We start from the raw sequence: 14,911 nt of genomic DNA, 5'->3' as shown, positions 1-14,911 counted from the left end.
AGAAAATATAAGCATGAATACATCGGTGCAAGTCATTTCGAATTTCCAACTGACTCTAGCTTTTATTCCAGTGGTTGTTGTTTTGCTGATGATGCTGCATTGGTCGCTCAAAGCGGGTTTTGCCGTTTATGCACTGATTCGCATGTTGATTCAGTTGTTACTCGTCGGATATGTGTTAACAACGGTATTTGCTGCTGAACAATCCTGGGTAGTGATGCTGGTGATGTTTATCATGGTGAGTACCGCCAGCTGGATTGCATTAGGCACCGTTCAGGCTCAACGTCGGCAGTTGTATCCGCTTGCCTTTGTTAGCATTTTGTTGGGCGGCGGGCTGACGCTGATGTTAGTAACACAGAGTGTGATCGGGCTAACGCCTTGGTTTGAGCCGCGATATATGATTCCATTAGCGGGGATGATCTTCGCTAATGCGATGAATAGTATCAGCCTGGCCGCAGAGCGTTTATCAGCTGAACTTGCAAGAAATATCGATTACCTGAGTGCAAGAAATGAAGCCTTTCAGGCTGCATTCATTCCTACGATTAATTCGATGTTGGCTGTGGGACTGGTGTCTTTACCAGGCATGATGACCGGACAAATTTTATCGGGCGTATCGCCAATTACTGCCGCCCATTATCAGATCGTAGTGATGTGTATGATTTTTGGTGGCTCCGGTTTATCGATTATTCTTTTCTTATGGCTGGCTAAAGCCCGTTTTAGCTAGACTTCACGCGACAGTGCTTCAGTAGCACTGAGTAGTTTTCCGCTCTGAAATAGAAACTGCCAGCGCCGTCCGCCTTTCTGTTGCCATAACACAGTAGCGCGAATACCACTAAGAAGTAGGGCTCTTACTCGGTTAATATTGTCTGGCTGTTGTAAAAATCCAGGATCACCATAGACCTGAATTCTTGGTTTTAACTCACTCAATGTCCGTTGATAGATATCGGCAAAACGAGCGATGACTTGTGGCGACATAATATCGCCGAAATAATCAATTTGTGCAGGCACTTGCTGAATTTCACGATCAATCAACGCCAGCATTTCTGGCTGCTTGGCTAATTGCCGTTCAAGGTGAAGAAGACTGATGACATAACGTAATAAGGTCACATCTTTTTTGTCTTTTTTCTTTGATAGCTGGGTATTAAGTGCTTCAATTCCAGTTCGTAATTGACTGACTGAACCATACACAGACTCTGTATCAGGTGCATTTTCTACCAGCAAGCTTTCCAGCATTACTTTCATATCAGCACTGTTTACCTGACCGGTTTCAGCAACTTGTTGAACTAAGGAGGCGGCTTGAACAATAGCGGAAATGGCAATTGTCCGGTCACGTAAACGCGGATTAAGACTCATGGATGAATACCGGGTGCATCAGTGGATACGATGATACCGCCACCCAGGCAGTCATCATCCAGATAGAACACAACAGATTGACCAGGCGTCACTGCACGCTGTTTTTCGTCAAATTCAACATGGATGTTACCGTTATCATCCTGAGTAATGGTGCATTCCTGATCAGGTTGACGGTAGCGAGTTTTCGCTGCTGCCCGACAAGGAAATTCAGGCGGATGACCCGCCACCCATGACAGTTCTTCAGCGACCAGGTTTTGACTCCATAACCAGGGGTGATCCCCCTGAACAACGTAAAGAATCTGATTATCCATATCTTTACCGGCGACAAACCACGGCTCACCTGTACTGTCTTTACGCCCGCCGATGCCCAAACCTTGGCGTTGTCCGAGGGTGTAATACATTAGCCCTGCGTGATCACCAATTATTTCACCTTCAGGTGTGCGCATTTCACCAGGTTGTGCCGGTATGTAGCGGCTCAAAAATTCGCGAAAGTGGCGTTCACCAATAAAACAAATGCCTGTACTGTCTTTTTTATCGTGATTGATAAAACCGGCTTGTTCAGCGATACGTCTTACTTCTGTTTTAGGTAAATCACCCAAAGGGAAGCGTGTTCGTGATAGCTGTTCCTGTCCCAAAGTATACAAAAAGTAGCTTTGATCCTTTTTATGATCCTGACCTTTGAGGAGATGGAACTGGCCATTTCGTTCTTCAACTCGTGCATAGTGGCCAGTGGCAATAATGTCACCGCCCAATTCAATCGCATGATCGAGAAAGGTTTTAAATTTGATTTCACGATTACAAAGAATATCCGGGTTTGGGGTACGACCTGCACGATACTCATCGAGAAAATGTTTAAAAACATAATCCCAGTATTCCATGGCAAAGTTGGCTTCATGAAAGGGGATACCAACTGTCTCAGCCACAGAGCTGGCGTCTTTACGGTCTTCTTCAACGGTACATTCGCTTTCATCTGCAAAATCGACCCAATTCTTCATAAACAGCCCTTCAACATGATCAAATTGCTGTTTTAGCAATAATGCGGCTACAGAAGAATCGACGCCGCCGGAGAGTCCGACGACTACTTTATTATCATTACTCATATTTAATTACGTAAAATATCCAGAGGATAGCGGTGGCCATCAATATAGTCTTGGAAACAATCGGTTACAAGTGTACTACGCAGATCCGCTTGTCTGCGGCGTATCTCATCAAAAGGTAACCAGAGTGCTTGATAAATATCATCATCCAGCGCCTGGTTTGGATCGTGATCGGTCACTGTTCCTGAAAAACAATAACGAATATACGTTTCCCCTTTACGAGGATGAATCCAGCGATAAATCCCGACCAGTGATTGCGGATGAAACGTCCAGGCGGTTTCTTCCTTTGTCTCACGAATCACTGCGTCGATAAGACTTTCGTCTGGTTCGAGATGGCCGGCTGGCTGGTTTAAGGTCATTTTGCCGTTGATCTCCTCTTCGACCAGAAGGAATCGATCGTTCTGTTCGACTACGGCGGCGACTGTTGTTCGAGGCTTCCAAATCATCCCGCCATTTTATCACGTCATTGGCATTAACGGAGCACCATTGCCCCGGTTCTAGATCATTTAATTGCCATGGACCAATAGCCGCGCGGATAAGCCGAAGTGTCGGGTGGCCGATGGCAGCTGTCATCCGCCTTACCTGTCGGTTTCGGCCCTCAGTGATTTTGAGCTCCAGCCATTGCGTAGGAATGGCTTTTCGTTCACGGATAGGCGGTATTCTTTCCCATATATTAGGTGGTTGAATCAAGCGTACTTTCGCAGGTTTGGTCATACCATCTTTCAGTTTTACGCCTGAAACCAACTGTTGCAGTGACGCTGAATCAGGAATATTCTCCACCTGGACCCAATAGGTTTTTTCTAATTTGAATTTGGGATTGGCTATCTGATGCTGTAGTTGACCATCGTTGGTCAATAAAACCAGTCCTTCACTATCCCTATCCAGCCGGCCGGCAGGGTAGACCTCGTCAATGTCGATATAGTCTTTTAACGTCTTTCGACCTGACTCGTCAGTAAATTGGGTGAGAACATCATAGGGTTTATTAAATAGTATCAGCTTCGTCATAATTAGTGTGTGAATGAGTTTAATGATAAAATACTCAACTTTTTTATCATAGAATGTATTGTTTAATGCACTTAGCGATGTAATGACAACATAACGTCAAGTTTTGTCTAACATCTGTTAAGTCTGTTCTTGATGATAAAAAATTAAGCTGATGATGGCTTTTATTAGTTAGCAAGGTATTGATACTATACCAGCGCAGGCTAGTAAAAGCGGATGGATTCATATCTGAAATTATTAGCGAACAGCTATTAGTAACGTCGTACTTGAGTCGTATTGATGACAATAATAGCTGTTGATGTTTAAAACCAAGACAAACTGAACGTCAGATTGATTCAGTTGTATGGCGAGAACATCAATAAGTTGTAGTGATTATGCTGCAGCTGTAATCCAAAACATGTAAGTGAGGAATCTAAATGAAAGTTGCAGATAATACTGTTGTAGTAATCGACTATACCCTGACTGATAATGATGGCAGTGTCATCGATAGCTCGGAAGCAGCAGGCCCATTAGCTTACCTTCATGGTGCAGGTAATATTATTCCTGGTCTGGAAGATGCGCTGAATGGCAAAGAAGCGGGCGATGCGGTCAAGGCAAGTATTGAACCAGCCAAAGCGTATGGCGAAAGACACGAAGAGTTAAAGCAAGACGTACCACGTGAACTATTCAGTGGTGTTGATGATGTTCAGGTTGGCATGCAGTTTCAATCTGAAACAGAGCAGGGACCGGTTCTGGTAACTGTTGTTGACATTAAAGATGACACAGTGACAGTTGATGGTAACCATCCTTTAGCAGGCGTTCACTTGAATTTTGATGTGACTGTCCGCGAAGTTCGTGAAGCCAGTGCCGAAGAACTTGAGCACGGCCATGTTCATGGTGAGGGCGGTCATCATCACTAATAAGGACTTTTCCTTATAGTGAATGACTATACTGTCTATGGAGAGACGGGCGTAAGCCCGTTTTTTCGTTTGGAATAGTGAATATGCAGGATTTAGAAACACTTAATCGTCTGTTTGGTAAAGAAGCTGAAGTGTGCTTTGTTGAAGGGCAATCAGGAATGCCCATCATTGAAGTAGCCACGAAAAAAGCTTCTGCGACGATTGCCCTTTATGGCGGGCAAATATTGTCGTATAAATCAAATGGAATGGAACACGATCTTTTTTACTTAAGTGAAAAAGCCATTTATCAGCAAGGCAAAGCGATACGTGGTGGTGTACCCGTTTGCTGGCCATGGTTTGGCGAAGACCCTGGTAATTTAGGTCGTCAGGCACATGGTTTTGCCCGTAATTTATTATGGAATGTGCTGGACTGTCAGTTACATGATGACATTGTCGAAATTACCCTGGGTCTGGAATCGACAGCGACCAGTAAACAATGGTGGCCGAATGAATTCCGCCTGCGTAAGAAAATTGTTATCGGTAAGCAGCTGGATATTTCTCTGACAACTGAAAATAGAGGCGAAATACCGTTTAGTATTTCAAAAGCCCTACACACGTATTTTCAGGTGGGAGATATTTCGCAAACCACGGTGGTGGGGTTAGATGGTCTGGATTACCTGGACAAAACATTAGACTTTTCTAAGCACACCCAAGTGGGAGACATTACCCCCTTTGCTGAAACAGATCGTGTTTATCTGGCATCTCCTGCACGTGTTCAGATTATTGACGAAGTTTTGAATCGACAAATTAATATCGAACAGAGTGGGGCAGAAAATATTGTTGTATGGAATCCCTGGACGCGAGCTTCTTTACTGAATGATATGGATGCCAGTGACTACCAGCAATTCATCTGTGTTGAAACGGCAAATGCCATAGCGAACAGCGTGATTATTGCGCCGGGAGCATCGCATCAAATGCAGGTTAAGTACAACGTGAGTTCGATTGCTTAGATGAAACAAGTAATCTAATGGAAGAGCTGATCAAAACAATATGGAGTAATGAAACGTGGTTATGGTCATTGGGAATCATCTCCATACTCAGTTTTGTTGCTTCTTTAGTTTTTATACCCTATCTGATCGTCAGGATGCCCGCCGACTATTTCTCAGCAGAAAAGAGACATAAAACGCCTTGGGCTGATCAACATATCATCATCAGAACAGTGCTTATCACCCTGAAAAATTGTCTGGGAATTGTTTTAGTCATTTTGGGCTTGGCCATGCTGGTATTACCCGGACAGGGATTATTGACGTTATTTATCGGTCTTATATGCCTTAATTTTCCAGGAAAATATCGACTGGAAAAATGGTTAATCCAACAAAAAAATATTCGACGTTCTATTGACTGGCTACGTCAGCGAGCGGGCAGTGAACCTTTGAATTATGAGTGATTTTATTGCCATTGCTGGCGAAGTTTATCGCGGTTTAATTGTAACCACTGAATAGCAATAAGTGGGATCGCTGATTTAATGCGTCCGCTTTCAACGAGCTCGCAAGCATCCTCAAAAGTAACAACGCTGACAGCGATATCCTCATCTTCTTCAGCAAGGCCATGAACGCCACCCACTTCACTGGTGTCGACTTTGCCACAGAATAAAGTGAGGCATTCAGAGGTGCCGCCGGGTGAGGTATAAAACTCGCTGACCTTCATCAGTTCTGTGATAACACAACCGGCTTCTTCCTGAGCTTCTCTGATGGCAACTTCTTCCGGTGTTTCATTTTCTTCAACAGCGCCGGCAACAATCTCAAGTAACCAGGCATCTTCTTGTGGTTTCGACAATACTGCCCCGGCACGAAACTGTTCAATAATAACCACTTCATCACGGTGCGGATCATAAAGCAAAACGCCAACGCAGTCGCCGCGATGAAAGACTTCTCTTTCAACTACCTGACTCCAGCCACCATGATAAAGCGTATGTTGCAGTGTATATTTTTTTACGCTGAAGAAACCTTTGTATACGGTCTTCTGATTAAGCACTTTAAAAGACTTTTTAGTCATGGGCATTTACAGTGTCTGTGGCGTTATTATTAATGAATGCATGCTGATAATCCATGCCGGTGAGTCGGCGAAGGACTGCAGTAAAGGTGGTGCCATCTTCGGTGTGTTCCAGTTTTACTGGTAAATAGGAAAGGGATGGAGCACACCAGAGTGTTGTTTCACGATCATTATCTTTGTCACGGTGCCGGGTTAATTTAACCGCATCAATTTCACCCAGCGGTGTTTTGATGCGTTCCTGGCCTAATATACGGATCTGATAGGTTTTTAATTTGCCGCCATCAGCAATACGGTAGTTGATGTGATCACCTTCATGCTTGGCTAAATCCCGCATCAGGCTGATTTGATAAACCAGTTTATCCAAGGTGTTGGGTTCAAGATGAAGCTGCCAGGGATGTTCCTGATCATCAATCTGTACCGTCATATCTGGCCAGTCAAACTTCATTTCCAGGCGTTTTTCTTTTTTTCCGCCAGTTCGAAGATACCGATAGAACTGGGGTTGTACGGTATTATCGTGTATTTTCCATAAACTGGTTTCTTCAATGACATCCGGTTTAAAAAACGAAAATACGCCCTTGGCTTGTGAAACAGAACTGAAGTGTCTGATCCCTGTTTCATCTGTCTCAAGTGTACGTTTCAGCTCACCTGCCTGAATACCATTCAACTTCACTGAATAATTGGCCGAAAAGTCCGGTATATCTGCCGCAATAGATACTTTTATAAAAATAAACAGCAAAAAAACACTGAACAATAGTCGCATTATTAGTCCTGTTTAACATTCACCAGTTTTTGTATGGCAGCAGGATACAACTGATGTTCCTGTTCTAATACTCTTGCAGCAAGTGTTTGTGCTGAATCATCAGGCATAACCTGGACTTTGGCCTGCATAATGACCGGACCATCATCCAGTTCTGCAGTGACAAAATGTACACTGGCTCCATGTTCTTTTTCACCTGCATCAATGGCACGTTGATGTGTATCAAGGCCTTTGAATTTCGGTAATAGAGAAGGGTGAATATTAATCAGTTTATTTTGATAATGCTCAACAAACTCAGCAGTAAGAATGCGCATAAAGCCAGCTAGAATCACGTAATCGGGATTAAATTCGTCAATTTGCTGAGCTAAGGCTCTGTCAAAACTCTCTCTGTCTTCAAAAGCCTTGTGATCAACAATCTTGGTAGGAATGGATTGGCTACTGGCGTATTCCAATCCCGCTGCATCTGGACGATTACTGATAACCGCAGCTACCCTAGCATCAAGTTGCTGATGATTAATCGCTTCGATAATAGAGCGCATATTGCTACCGCGGCCGGAGATTAAAATCACCAGCCGCGTTTTGTTTTCGTTGCTCATCATCGTTATTGGATATCGACTATTTCGTCAGCCGCATTGGCTGTTTCAATTTGACCGATTAAACTTGCTTGTTCGCCAGCACTATTCAGTACGGCTAAAGCTTCAGATACATCATTCTCTGCAACCACGATTACCATACCTATCCCATTATTAAATGTGCGATACATTTCTTTATCAGTGACATTGCCATTGTCTTGAAGCCAATCAAATACAGCAGGACGTTGCCAGCTGCTAGAGTCAATGACGGCTTTCACGCCTTCAGGGAGAACGCGTGGAATATTCTCCAGCAGGCCGCCACCGGTGATGTGTGATAAAGCATGAATACTGACTTTCTCGTTAAGCTGTAAAAGCGATTTAACGTAGATTTTGGTAGGGGCCAATAACCTCTCCCCCAAAGTAGCACCATCAAATTCAGTTTTTAATGATTGACCGCTACGTTCAAGAATTTTACGGATGAGTGAGTAACCATTTGAATGAGGGCCTGATGCAGCAAGACCTATTAACTTATCACCAGCGGCCACTTTTGAGCCATCTATGACCGCTTCTTTTTCCACTACACCTACACAGAAACCCGCAAGATCATAATCACCTTCTTCATACATGCTTGGCATTTCGGCGGTTTCACCACCTACTAAGGCAGCACCCGCTTGCAGACAGCCTTCTGCTATGCCTGATACGACAGATTCAGCTATGTCTACGTCCAGTTTGCCGGTGGCATAATAATCGAGGAAGAATAAGGGCTCGGCACCTAATACGGCGATATCGTTGACACACATAGCGACTAAGTCGATACCGATGGTGTTGTGGATACCAGACTCAATCGCCAAGCGTAATTTAGTGCCGACACCATCCGTACCGGAAACTAAAACAGGCTGTTTGTATTTATCGACGGGTAGTTCAAAAAGACTGCCGAAACCACCTAAACCTGCCATGACGCCAGGTCGACGGGTTTTTGCTGCGTGGGGTTTAATGCGATCGACTAAGGCGTTACCAGCTTCGATATCAACGCCAGCATCACGATAACTAAGAGAGGTGCGAGAAGAGTCCACACTGTCGGTCATAATGTATTCCTGAAAATGTTGTGCATCACATGCTTAAAACAGCGTGTTAGAATACCACAATGCACCGATTATTTTATGCCCTTATTTTGCTGTTTCTGAGTTTTAGTAGCTATGCTGCTGAGGTCAATAATCTTTATCAGGCGACAGCTCCTGTCACGACACAACAGCAGAAAGAGCGCGATGCTCTGGCACCTGACTTGCTCAAGCAAGTTCTTATTAAGTTAGTCGGTAATGAAAATCAGCTTACTAAAGCCGATATTGCTCCGGTACTTGCCAATGCCACGCAACTGGTCGAACGTTATGAGTATATTCGTAACAATATAGAAGCTGCCGATTTAACACAGCCTGATCAACTTTCATTGCGTTTGAGTTTTGATAAAAATGCTGTCAATGCGGTTATACGTCAGCTTGGTTTACCTCGATGGGGTAAAGTCAGACCGGACGTGCTGGTCTGGTTAGCTACTGATATAGATGGCCAGCAAAGTTTGCAAGGTTTAGAAAATATTCCCCAAGACGTTTTTAAACCGTTACAACAAGCGGCTGATGAACGAGGCTTGCCCATTCTTATGCCGTTGATGGACCTGCAAGATCAGTCTGCTTTGAGTTTTGACGATGTATGGTCAGGTAACGATGATGCCATCAAGGCCGCTTCGCAGCGTTATGGGGCGGATATCATTCTTATTATCAAAATGACAATCCATAATGACACTACTCAGATTATCTGGCAGTCAGGCACGGGTGAAACCCGTCAACGCTGGACCTCAGAAGGCTTTATCAGCGCTTCGATAAATAAAGGCTTAGGAGTGTTAGTCGATAGTCTGGCTAGCGAGTATGCTCAGCATAACCATGTATCTGACACGAATAAAACACTCTCTGTGCAGATTGATGAGGTTAATGACTACGCTGATTTTTCTAGAGTCATGGCCTATCTCAACCAAATCGACAGTATTGACAATATCCGGGTGAATAATTTGGGTATGAATATTCTCGATTTAGATATTAGCTATAGTGGTGACATGCAAGTTCTGCAACGTCTTTTGTCTGTTGGTGGCCTTTTATCAGAATTAACCGAACCTGAGGGCACGATAACGGATAAAAAATATTATCGGTTAACACATTGAGTTTACGTGATATTCCCAATCTGATTTCATTGTTACGTATTTTGCTGGTGATTCCAGTGGTATGGGCACTGGTGCACGAACGATATGTATTAGCACTAATCGTATCCGCCATCGCAGGCATTTCAGATGGGATTGATGGTTTTCTCGCCAAACATTTTCACTGGCAATCACGTCTCGGCTCAATTCTTGACCCGATAGCTGACAAGCTCTTGTTGGTGGCAAGTTTTGCTACTCTGGCCTGGATTGGTCTGCTTCCGATGTGGTTGCTTTGGTTAGTGCTTGCCCGGGATGTCATCATTGTGTGTGGTGGATTGGTCTATCATTACACCATTGGCGAATTTGAACTGCTACCGTTGTGGAGCAGTAAACTTAATACAGCATTACAAATTCTATTAGTGTTGCTGGTGATCATTGAACAACAATGGCTGCCTGCTCTGCATTCTGTGGTGACCATGGGTATATGGGCCGTTGTGGCCAGTGTTTTATACAGTGGTTTTGAATATGTGATTATTTGGGGAAATAAAGCGTGGAAGCAGAGAAAACAACCATAATGACGGATACCAATAAGTTTTTGCTTGTGGCCATCGTTGTTATAGCAGGTTGGTTATTATTTGAGCTGTCACCAGTATTGATGCCATTTTTTATTGCGACGCTTTTTGCCTACCTGGGGGATCCTTTGGTAGATAGACTGGAAAGCTGGAATTTATCCAGAACCATGTCAGTAAGTGTGGTGTTTGCCGTTATTTTTATTGTGGTTGCTTTGATGTTATTAGTCATGCTGCCTTTACTCAGTGCTCAGGTAGCTAAATTGTTTAGTAATTTGCCTGATTATTTAACACAGACACAGAAACTGATAGAGCCGTGGTTGAACTCAGTGGGGTTACCAACCGATGTGTTTAACCTGCAGACAGTAAAACAGGCGTTGAGTAAATACTGGTCGGAGTTTGGGCAGGTTGCCGGAGGTGTTTTCAGCTATATGACACGCTCTGGCATGGTGTTAGTACAGTGGTTGGGGAATTTGCTTTTAATTCCGGTACTTACTTTTTATTTATTGAGAGACTGGGATAGTTTAGTTGCCCGTTTCAGAGAGTTACTGCCAAGACGTTATGCGAAAAAATTCATTGAAATGTCATTGGAATGTGATGATATGTTAGCTGGCTTTATGCGTGGTCAGTTGATGGTGATGTTCGCACTTGCGGTGATATATACCTTAGGGCTCAGTTTGATTGGCCTGGAATTAGCCTTATTACTGGGCGTAATTGCCGGGCTTGTCAGCTTTGTTCCATATCTTGGCTTAATCGTAGGCATTTTACTGGCTGGATTGGCCGCATTCTTTCAATTTGGTGACTGGCTACCGGTGCTGCAAGTGGCCATTGTTTTTGCTGTCGCCCAGGCTATAGAAGGGATGGTGCTGACGCCTCGTTTTGTTGGTGAGCGTATTGGTTTGCATCCAGTGGCCGTTATTTTTGCTGTATTAGCCGGTGGGCAATTATTTGGCTTTACCGGTGTGTTACTTGCCTTGCCTGCCGCTTCGGTTGTCATGGTGTTGTTACGCCATGCGCATCAGCGTTATCTCGATAGTCATTTGTATTCTTAAATTAGTCACGCACACATGTCATTAGCTGAAACACAACTAACGCTTAGACTATCTCCTCAGGAGATATACAGGCTCGATAATTTCTTGTTTGCCAAACAAGAAACCAAACAAGCCCTACAAGCGTTTTGTCAGTTAGCTGAATTGGATTTCCTATATCTTGCGGGGGATAGTGGCACAGGTAAAACACATTTGCTGATAGCTTGTGCCGAAACGGTTCAGCAAATGGGTTACAGGGTCATTTATTTGTCGTTATCAGAACTTGTGAAAACGGCAGCGCCTGCAGCACTTCAAGCAATTGAACAAGCCGATTTACTCTGCCTGGATGATATCGATGCGATTGCTGGCTTACCCGAGTGGGAAGAAGCTGTTTTTCACTGTTTTAATCGCTTGCATGATGCAAAGGGGCGCCTGTTGGTGGCAGCACAACAGACCCCAGCGAATAGTTCAATTCGATTACCGGATTTACGGTCAAGGCTGGCGACAGGTCTGGTTTATCAATTAGTGATGATGACAGATGAACAGAAACAGCAAGCCCTGGTATTACAGGCACAGTCACGTGGATTAACGATAACAACCGAGGTGGCACAATATTTACTGCGTCATTATGGACGCGATATGCCTGCTCTGATGACTGTTTTACAACAGCTAGATAAAGCTTCTTTACAGGCTAAACGAAAGTTAACCATACCGTTTATCCGGCAAGTTTTGGCGAATGGCTAGCCAACAACTGACGCTGATTCTGCCTGCTTTTTCGGTCGTCGTTGCCAATCCAATAAACCAGAGCTTTTTACCTCAATCATTAAAAATACTGATGAAAAGAGGGACGTTTATTGAGTCTGAAGATCGTTTTTTTCAGCAACTATTATCATTATTTTCTGAAGAAACAAGATATTGGGACGACTTCCCCATGGCGAGGTTAAGAGGTGGAACGGAGTTCAGTCTGTGTGTAGATCCCTGTTATTTACAAGCTGACCGGGACCAACTGCTGCTATTTCATCATGGCCTGGATATCAGTATGGACGAAGCTGAACAACTTATCGCTTCGATTCAATATCTGTTTGATGATTTGGGCGCTTCATTAAGCATTAATACGGCGAATCAATGGCTGCTGAGCATGCCAATCGAACCTGATATTGAATTGACTTGTGTGGATAAGGTCGATCGTCGTGCAGTGACTGAATTTTTACCCAAAGGCGCTGATGCCCGCTTATGGATTCGTTTATGGAATGAGATTCAGATGGTGTTATTCGACTGTCCGGTGAATCAGGCAAGAGAAGCACAGGGTAAGGTGCCGATTAATAGTGTCTGGTTCTGGGGGAAGGAAAAAATGCCTGATGAATGGCAGACCTGGTCACATGTTTCTGGTCAAGATGAAACATTGAAGCAATTGAGTCACTACAGTGGCTCTGAATGGCTGGAGAATATTGACCATTTTACTGATATTCAAGCAAAACACGCCTTGCATTTAGCCCATTTTGATCCGGATAAAGACTGGTCAACGCAAATGGAAGCGCTTGATAAAAACTGGTTAACGCCAATTTATAAAGCATTAAAACGTTTTCAGTTGGATTCCGTGCATATCGTTATTCCTGAGTGGGGGACTTACCATTTAACACCGACATCGGCCTGGAAAATCTGGTTATGAGTGTATTACCTGATATTGTTGAACGCTCTCACCACGGTTGGGAGAAGCTCCCTGAATCATGGCCAGACAGTTTGCGAAAAATTATGGCCGCACGTGGTATTACCGCGGTAGAACAGTTGTATTTTGAACTGGCTGACCTACCAAGGCCAGATCAGCTCCTTGGCATGCAGGCCGCTGTTGAATTATTAGCCACTGCTTTGAAAGAACAATGGAAAGTCACGATTGTTGCTGATTTTGATAGTGACGGTGCTACCAGTTGTGCTTTGGCTATACGTGGTTTGCAGTCGATGGGCTTGAAACAGGTTCATTATATTGTTCCCAATCGCTTTATTCATGGCTATGGACTGACTCCCTCATTATTAGAGGATATTCCAGCGCATGAACAGCCAGATTTACTGGTGACGGTGGATAATGGCATTGCCTCAATATCAGGGGTAAAAGCGGCACATCAACGAGGAATGAAAGTGTTGGTGACGGATCATCACTTGGCTGGTGAGGAGTTGCCGGAAGCGGATGCTATCGTGAATCCCAATCAAGCCGACGATCCCTTTCCCTATAAAAATTTGGCTGGTGTCGGTGTCTGTTTCTATGTTTTATTAGGCTTAAGGCAGCATTTAAGAACAATCGGCTGGTTCGAAAGCGCCGCTTTGCCTGAACCGAAAGTGGGGGATTGGCTCGATCTCGTCGCTTTAGGGACGGTAGCGGATGTGGTGCCCCTGGATAAATTAAATCGTACATTGGTCAATCACGGATTGCAGCGTATTCGTCGCGGTAAAGGCTGTATCGGCATACAAGCACTGATTCGAATTGCGGGCAGAGAAAAAGAAAAACTAGTTTCTTCTGACTTAGGCTTTAGTATTGCCCCAAGATTGAATGCAGCTGGGCGTATGGAGGATATGGGACTCGGCATTAACTTACTGCTGACAGATAATGCTGATCAGGCCCTTAGTATAGCGACACAGCTGGATAGCATTAATTTGGAACGACGCGCGGTAGAGCAAACGATGCAAGTGGATGCATTGAAGATGCTGGAACAGATTGATATTGAGGACAATACCTTAAGAACCGGCTATTGCTTATTTAATGAAGATTGGCATCAGGGTGTGATTGGGCTGTTGGCCTCACGTATTAAAGAAAAAACATACCGTCCGGTTATTGCTTTTGCTCCTGGTAATGAAGATGAAGTCAAAGGATCGGCACGTTCTATTCCAGGCATACATATTCGTGATGTATTGGCCCGAGTAGCAGCTAAACATCCTAAATTGTTAGAACGTTTTGGTGGTCATGCTATGGCGGCTGGTTTAACGATAAAAAAAGCCGATTTAAGCGAATTTAATCGGGCATTTGAATCGGCCTTGAATGAGATGGTGTCAACCGAAACCTACTTACAACAACTACCTTCAGATGGTGAGTTAGCAGCAAGCGATTGCCAGTTGTCATTTGCAGAAATACTGTCTGAGGCTGCGCCATGGGGCCAGGATTTTGAGGAGCCCAGGTTTCATGGGGTGTTTAAAGTAAATCATTTTCGTTTAGTTGGACAGGAACAGAATCACCTGCGTTTACAGCTTGAGATGAATGGTAACAGGCAGGTGAATGCGATGGCTTTCGGTCAGGATAAACCGAGCTGGTTAGATGAAAACAGTCTAGTATTAGTGCGTTATAAATTATCTGTAAATGAGTTTCGCGGTCAGAAAACCTTACAGTTCCTGGTGGATGAATTAATGCCAGCCAATACAGATACGCATAACTGACCAT

The 14,911-nt window shown here is 44.1% G+C and carries 18 protein-coding genes; 10 read left to right on the top strand and 8 right to left on the bottom strand.

The features are described 5' to 3' along the window. Positions 1–13 precede the first annotated feature (13 nt). Positions 14–721, top strand: coding sequence for an ABC transporter permease (locus B2248_RS08325; RefSeq protein WP_273180623.1), 708 nt, complete (start codon positions 14–16; stop codon positions 719–721). Here the strand turns inward: B2248_RS08325 and hflD are convergent. The 4 genes from hflD to B2248_RS08305 are packed head-to-tail and all read right to left on the bottom strand — an operon-like array spanning position 718 to position 3,452. Beyond that, complete coding sequence (gene hflD / locus B2248_RS08320; RefSeq protein ID WP_273180622.1) at positions 718–1,350, bottom strand: high frequency lysogenization protein HflD; 633 nt, start codon at positions 1,348–1,350, stop codon at positions 718–720. The genes B2248_RS08325 and hflD overlap by 4 nt on opposite strands. Then, positions 1,347–2,450, bottom strand: a complete 1,104-nt coding sequence (mnmA, locus tag B2248_RS08315; RefSeq protein ID WP_273180621.1) for a tRNA 2-thiouridine(34) synthase MnmA — start codon at positions 2,448–2,450, stop codon at positions 1,347–1,349. Before mnmA ends, hflD begins: the two co-directional genes overlap by 4 nt. Before the next feature lie 2 nt (positions 2,451–2,452). Further along, complete coding sequence (locus B2248_RS08310) at positions 2,453–2,833, bottom strand: NUDIX hydrolase (RefSeq protein WP_237701222.1); 381 nt, start codon at positions 2,831–2,833, stop codon at positions 2,453–2,455. Then, complete coding sequence (locus B2248_RS08305) at positions 2,739–3,452, bottom strand: pseudouridine synthase (protein WP_273180619.1); 714 nt, start codon at positions 3,450–3,452, stop codon at positions 2,739–2,741. Before B2248_RS08305 ends, B2248_RS08310 begins: the two co-directional genes overlap by 95 nt. Positions 3,453–3,865: 413 nt before the next feature. Here B2248_RS08305 and slyD point away from each other — a divergent pair, with 413 nt between their 5' ends. The 3 genes from slyD (at position 3,866) to B2248_RS08290 (ending at position 5,774) form a co-directional block, all read left to right on the top strand. Then, the gene (slyD, locus tag B2248_RS08300; RefSeq protein WP_007144914.1) at positions 3,866–4,348 is read left to right on the top strand and encodes a peptidylprolyl isomerase; all 483 of its coding nucleotides are present in this window, start codon (positions 3,866–3,868) and stop codon (positions 4,346–4,348) included. Between the two features lie 83 nt (positions 4,349–4,431). Then, positions 4,432–5,337, top strand: a complete 906-nt coding sequence (locus tag B2248_RS08295; RefSeq protein WP_273180617.1) for a D-hexose-6-phosphate mutarotase — start codon at positions 4,432–4,434, stop codon at positions 5,335–5,337. A 17-nt stretch (positions 5,338–5,354) separates the two neighbouring features. Continuing rightward, positions 5,355–5,774 (top strand): PGPGW domain-containing protein, encoded by a 420-nt coding sequence (locus B2248_RS08290; RefSeq protein ID WP_007144916.1) that lies wholly within the window; start codon positions 5,355–5,357, stop codon positions 5,772–5,774. A gap of 2 nt (positions 5,775–5,776) precedes the next feature. Here B2248_RS08290 and B2248_RS08285 read toward each other — a convergent pair whose 3' ends face one another. Genes B2248_RS08285 through purM form a run of 4 tightly spaced genes read right to left on the bottom strand, consistent with a single transcriptional unit; the run spans position 5,777 to position 8,793 of the window. Next, positions 5,777–6,382, bottom strand: coding sequence for an NUDIX domain-containing protein (locus B2248_RS08285; protein ID WP_273180615.1), 606 nt, complete (start codon positions 6,380–6,382; stop codon positions 5,777–5,779). Beyond that, positions 6,375–7,139 carry a DUF3108 domain-containing protein gene (locus B2248_RS08280; RefSeq protein ID WP_007144918.1) on the bottom strand — a complete coding sequence of 255 codons (765 nt, stop codon included), beginning with the start codon at positions 7,137–7,139 and terminating at the stop codon, positions 6,375–6,377. The genes B2248_RS08285 and B2248_RS08280 overlap by 8 nt, the downstream gene beginning before the upstream one ends. A 2-nt stretch (positions 7,140–7,141) precedes the next feature. Next, positions 7,142–7,732: a phosphoribosylglycinamide formyltransferase gene (gene purN / locus B2248_RS08275; RefSeq protein ID WP_273180613.1), complete on the bottom strand. Its 591-nt coding sequence runs from the start codon at positions 7,730–7,732 to the stop codon at positions 7,142–7,144. 5 nt (positions 7,733–7,737) lie between these two features. After that, positions 7,738–8,793 (bottom strand): phosphoribosylformylglycinamidine cyclo-ligase, encoded by a 1,056-nt coding sequence (purM, locus tag B2248_RS08270; RefSeq protein WP_273180612.1) that lies wholly within the window; start codon positions 8,791–8,793, stop codon positions 7,738–7,740. Between the two features lie 59 nt (positions 8,794–8,852). On the opposite strand from purM, the gene B2248_RS08265 reads away from it, so the two are divergent. From B2248_RS08265 to recJ, 6 genes are read left to right on the top strand one after another with little or no spacing between them, the layout of a single operon-like run. Next, positions 8,853–9,914 carry a DUF2066 domain-containing protein gene (locus B2248_RS08265; RefSeq protein ID WP_273180610.1) on the top strand — a complete coding sequence of 354 codons (1,062 nt, stop codon included), beginning with the start codon at positions 8,853–8,855 and terminating at the stop codon, positions 9,912–9,914. Beyond that, positions 9,911–10,465: a CDP-alcohol phosphatidyltransferase family protein gene (locus B2248_RS08260; protein WP_007144922.1), complete on the top strand. Its 555-nt coding sequence runs from the start codon at positions 9,911–9,913 to the stop codon at positions 10,463–10,465. The genes B2248_RS08265 and B2248_RS08260 overlap by 4 nt, the downstream gene beginning before the upstream one ends. Then, positions 10,441–11,511 carry an AI-2E family transporter gene (locus B2248_RS08255; RefSeq protein WP_273180608.1) on the top strand — a complete coding sequence of 357 codons (1,071 nt, stop codon included), beginning with the start codon at positions 10,441–10,443 and terminating at the stop codon, positions 11,509–11,511. The genes B2248_RS08260 and B2248_RS08255 overlap by 25 nt, the downstream gene beginning before the upstream one ends. A gap of 15 nt (positions 11,512–11,526) precedes the next feature. Further along, entirely contained in the window at positions 11,527–12,231 is a 705-nt protein-coding gene (hda, locus tag B2248_RS08250) for a DnaA regulatory inactivator Hda (RefSeq protein ID WP_273180606.1), read from the top strand. Next, complete coding sequence (locus tag B2248_RS08245) at positions 12,224–13,156, top strand: hypothetical protein (protein WP_273180604.1); 933 nt, start codon at positions 12,224–12,226, stop codon at positions 13,154–13,156. Before hda ends, B2248_RS08245 begins: the two co-directional genes overlap by 8 nt. Beyond that, a complete protein-coding gene (gene recJ, locus B2248_RS08240; RefSeq protein ID WP_273180602.1) occupies positions 13,153–14,907 on the top strand; it encodes a single-stranded-DNA-specific exonuclease RecJ in 1,755 nt (584 codons plus the stop codon). The genes B2248_RS08245 and recJ overlap by 4 nt, the downstream gene beginning before the upstream one ends. The last annotated feature ends 4 nt before the right edge of the window (positions 14,908–14,911 follow it).

Source organism: Methylophaga sp. UBA2012 (genome assembly GCF_002335235.1).
Classification (GTDB): Bacteria; Pseudomonadota; Gammaproteobacteria; order Nitrosococcales; family Methylophagaceae; genus Methylophaga; species Methylophaga thalassica.
Note: the sequence above shows the minus strand (reverse complement) of the source record. Positions and strands in the feature narration are given on the sequence as shown.

What these genes read in the sequence shown, in the direction of transcription:
- B2248_RS08280 (WP_007144918.1), bottom strand. Translation starts at nt 7,139, where the DNA reads ATGCGACTATTGTTCAGTGTTTTTTTGCTGTTTATTTTTATAAAAGTA.
- slyD (WP_007144914.1), top strand. Translation starts at nt 3,866, where the DNA reads ATGAAAGTTGCAGATAATACTGTTGTAGTAATCGACTATACCCTGACT.
- hflD (WP_273180622.1), bottom strand. Translation starts at nt 1,350, where the DNA reads ATGAGTCTTAATCCGCGTTTACGTGACCGGACAATTGCCATTTCCGCT.
- B2248_RS08290 (WP_007144916.1), top strand. Translation starts at nt 5,355, where the DNA reads ATGGAAGAGCTGATCAAAACAATATGGAGTAATGAAACGTGGTTATGG.
- B2248_RS08305 (WP_273180619.1), bottom strand. Translation starts at nt 3,452, where the DNA reads ATGACGAAGCTGATACTATTTAATAAACCCTATGATGTTCTCACCCAA.
- mnmA (WP_273180621.1), bottom strand. Translation starts at nt 2,450, where the DNA reads ATGAGTAATGATAATAAAGTAGTCGTCGGACTCTCCGGCGGCGTCGAT.
- recJ (WP_273180602.1), top strand. Translation starts at nt 13,153, where the DNA reads ATGAGTGTATTACCTGATATTGTTGAACGCTCTCACCACGGTTGGGAG.
- B2248_RS08295 (WP_273180617.1), top strand. Translation starts at nt 4,432, where the DNA reads ATGCAGGATTTAGAAACACTTAATCGTCTGTTTGGTAAAGAAGCTGAA.
- purN (WP_273180613.1), bottom strand. Translation starts at nt 7,732, where the DNA reads ATGAGCAACGAAAACAAAACGCGGCTGGTGATTTTAATCTCCGGCCGC.
- B2248_RS08325 (WP_273180623.1), top strand. Translation starts at nt 14, where the DNA reads ATGAATACATCGGTGCAAGTCATTTCGAATTTCCAACTGACTCTAGCT.
- B2248_RS08245 (WP_273180604.1), top strand. Translation starts at nt 12,224, where the DNA reads ATGGCTAGCCAACAACTGACGCTGATTCTGCCTGCTTTTTCGGTCGTC.
- B2248_RS08285 (WP_273180615.1), bottom strand. Translation starts at nt 6,382, where the DNA reads ATGACTAAAAAGTCTTTTAAAGTGCTTAATCAGAAGACCGTATACAAA.
- hda (WP_273180606.1), top strand. Translation starts at nt 11,527, where the DNA reads ATGTCATTAGCTGAAACACAACTAACGCTTAGACTATCTCCTCAGGAG.
- B2248_RS08265 (WP_273180610.1), top strand. Translation starts at nt 8,853, where the DNA reads ATGCACCGATTATTTTATGCCCTTATTTTGCTGTTTCTGAGTTTTAGT.
- purM (WP_273180612.1), bottom strand. Translation starts at nt 8,793, where the DNA reads ATGACCGACAGTGTGGACTCTTCTCGCACCTCTCTTAGTTATCGTGAT.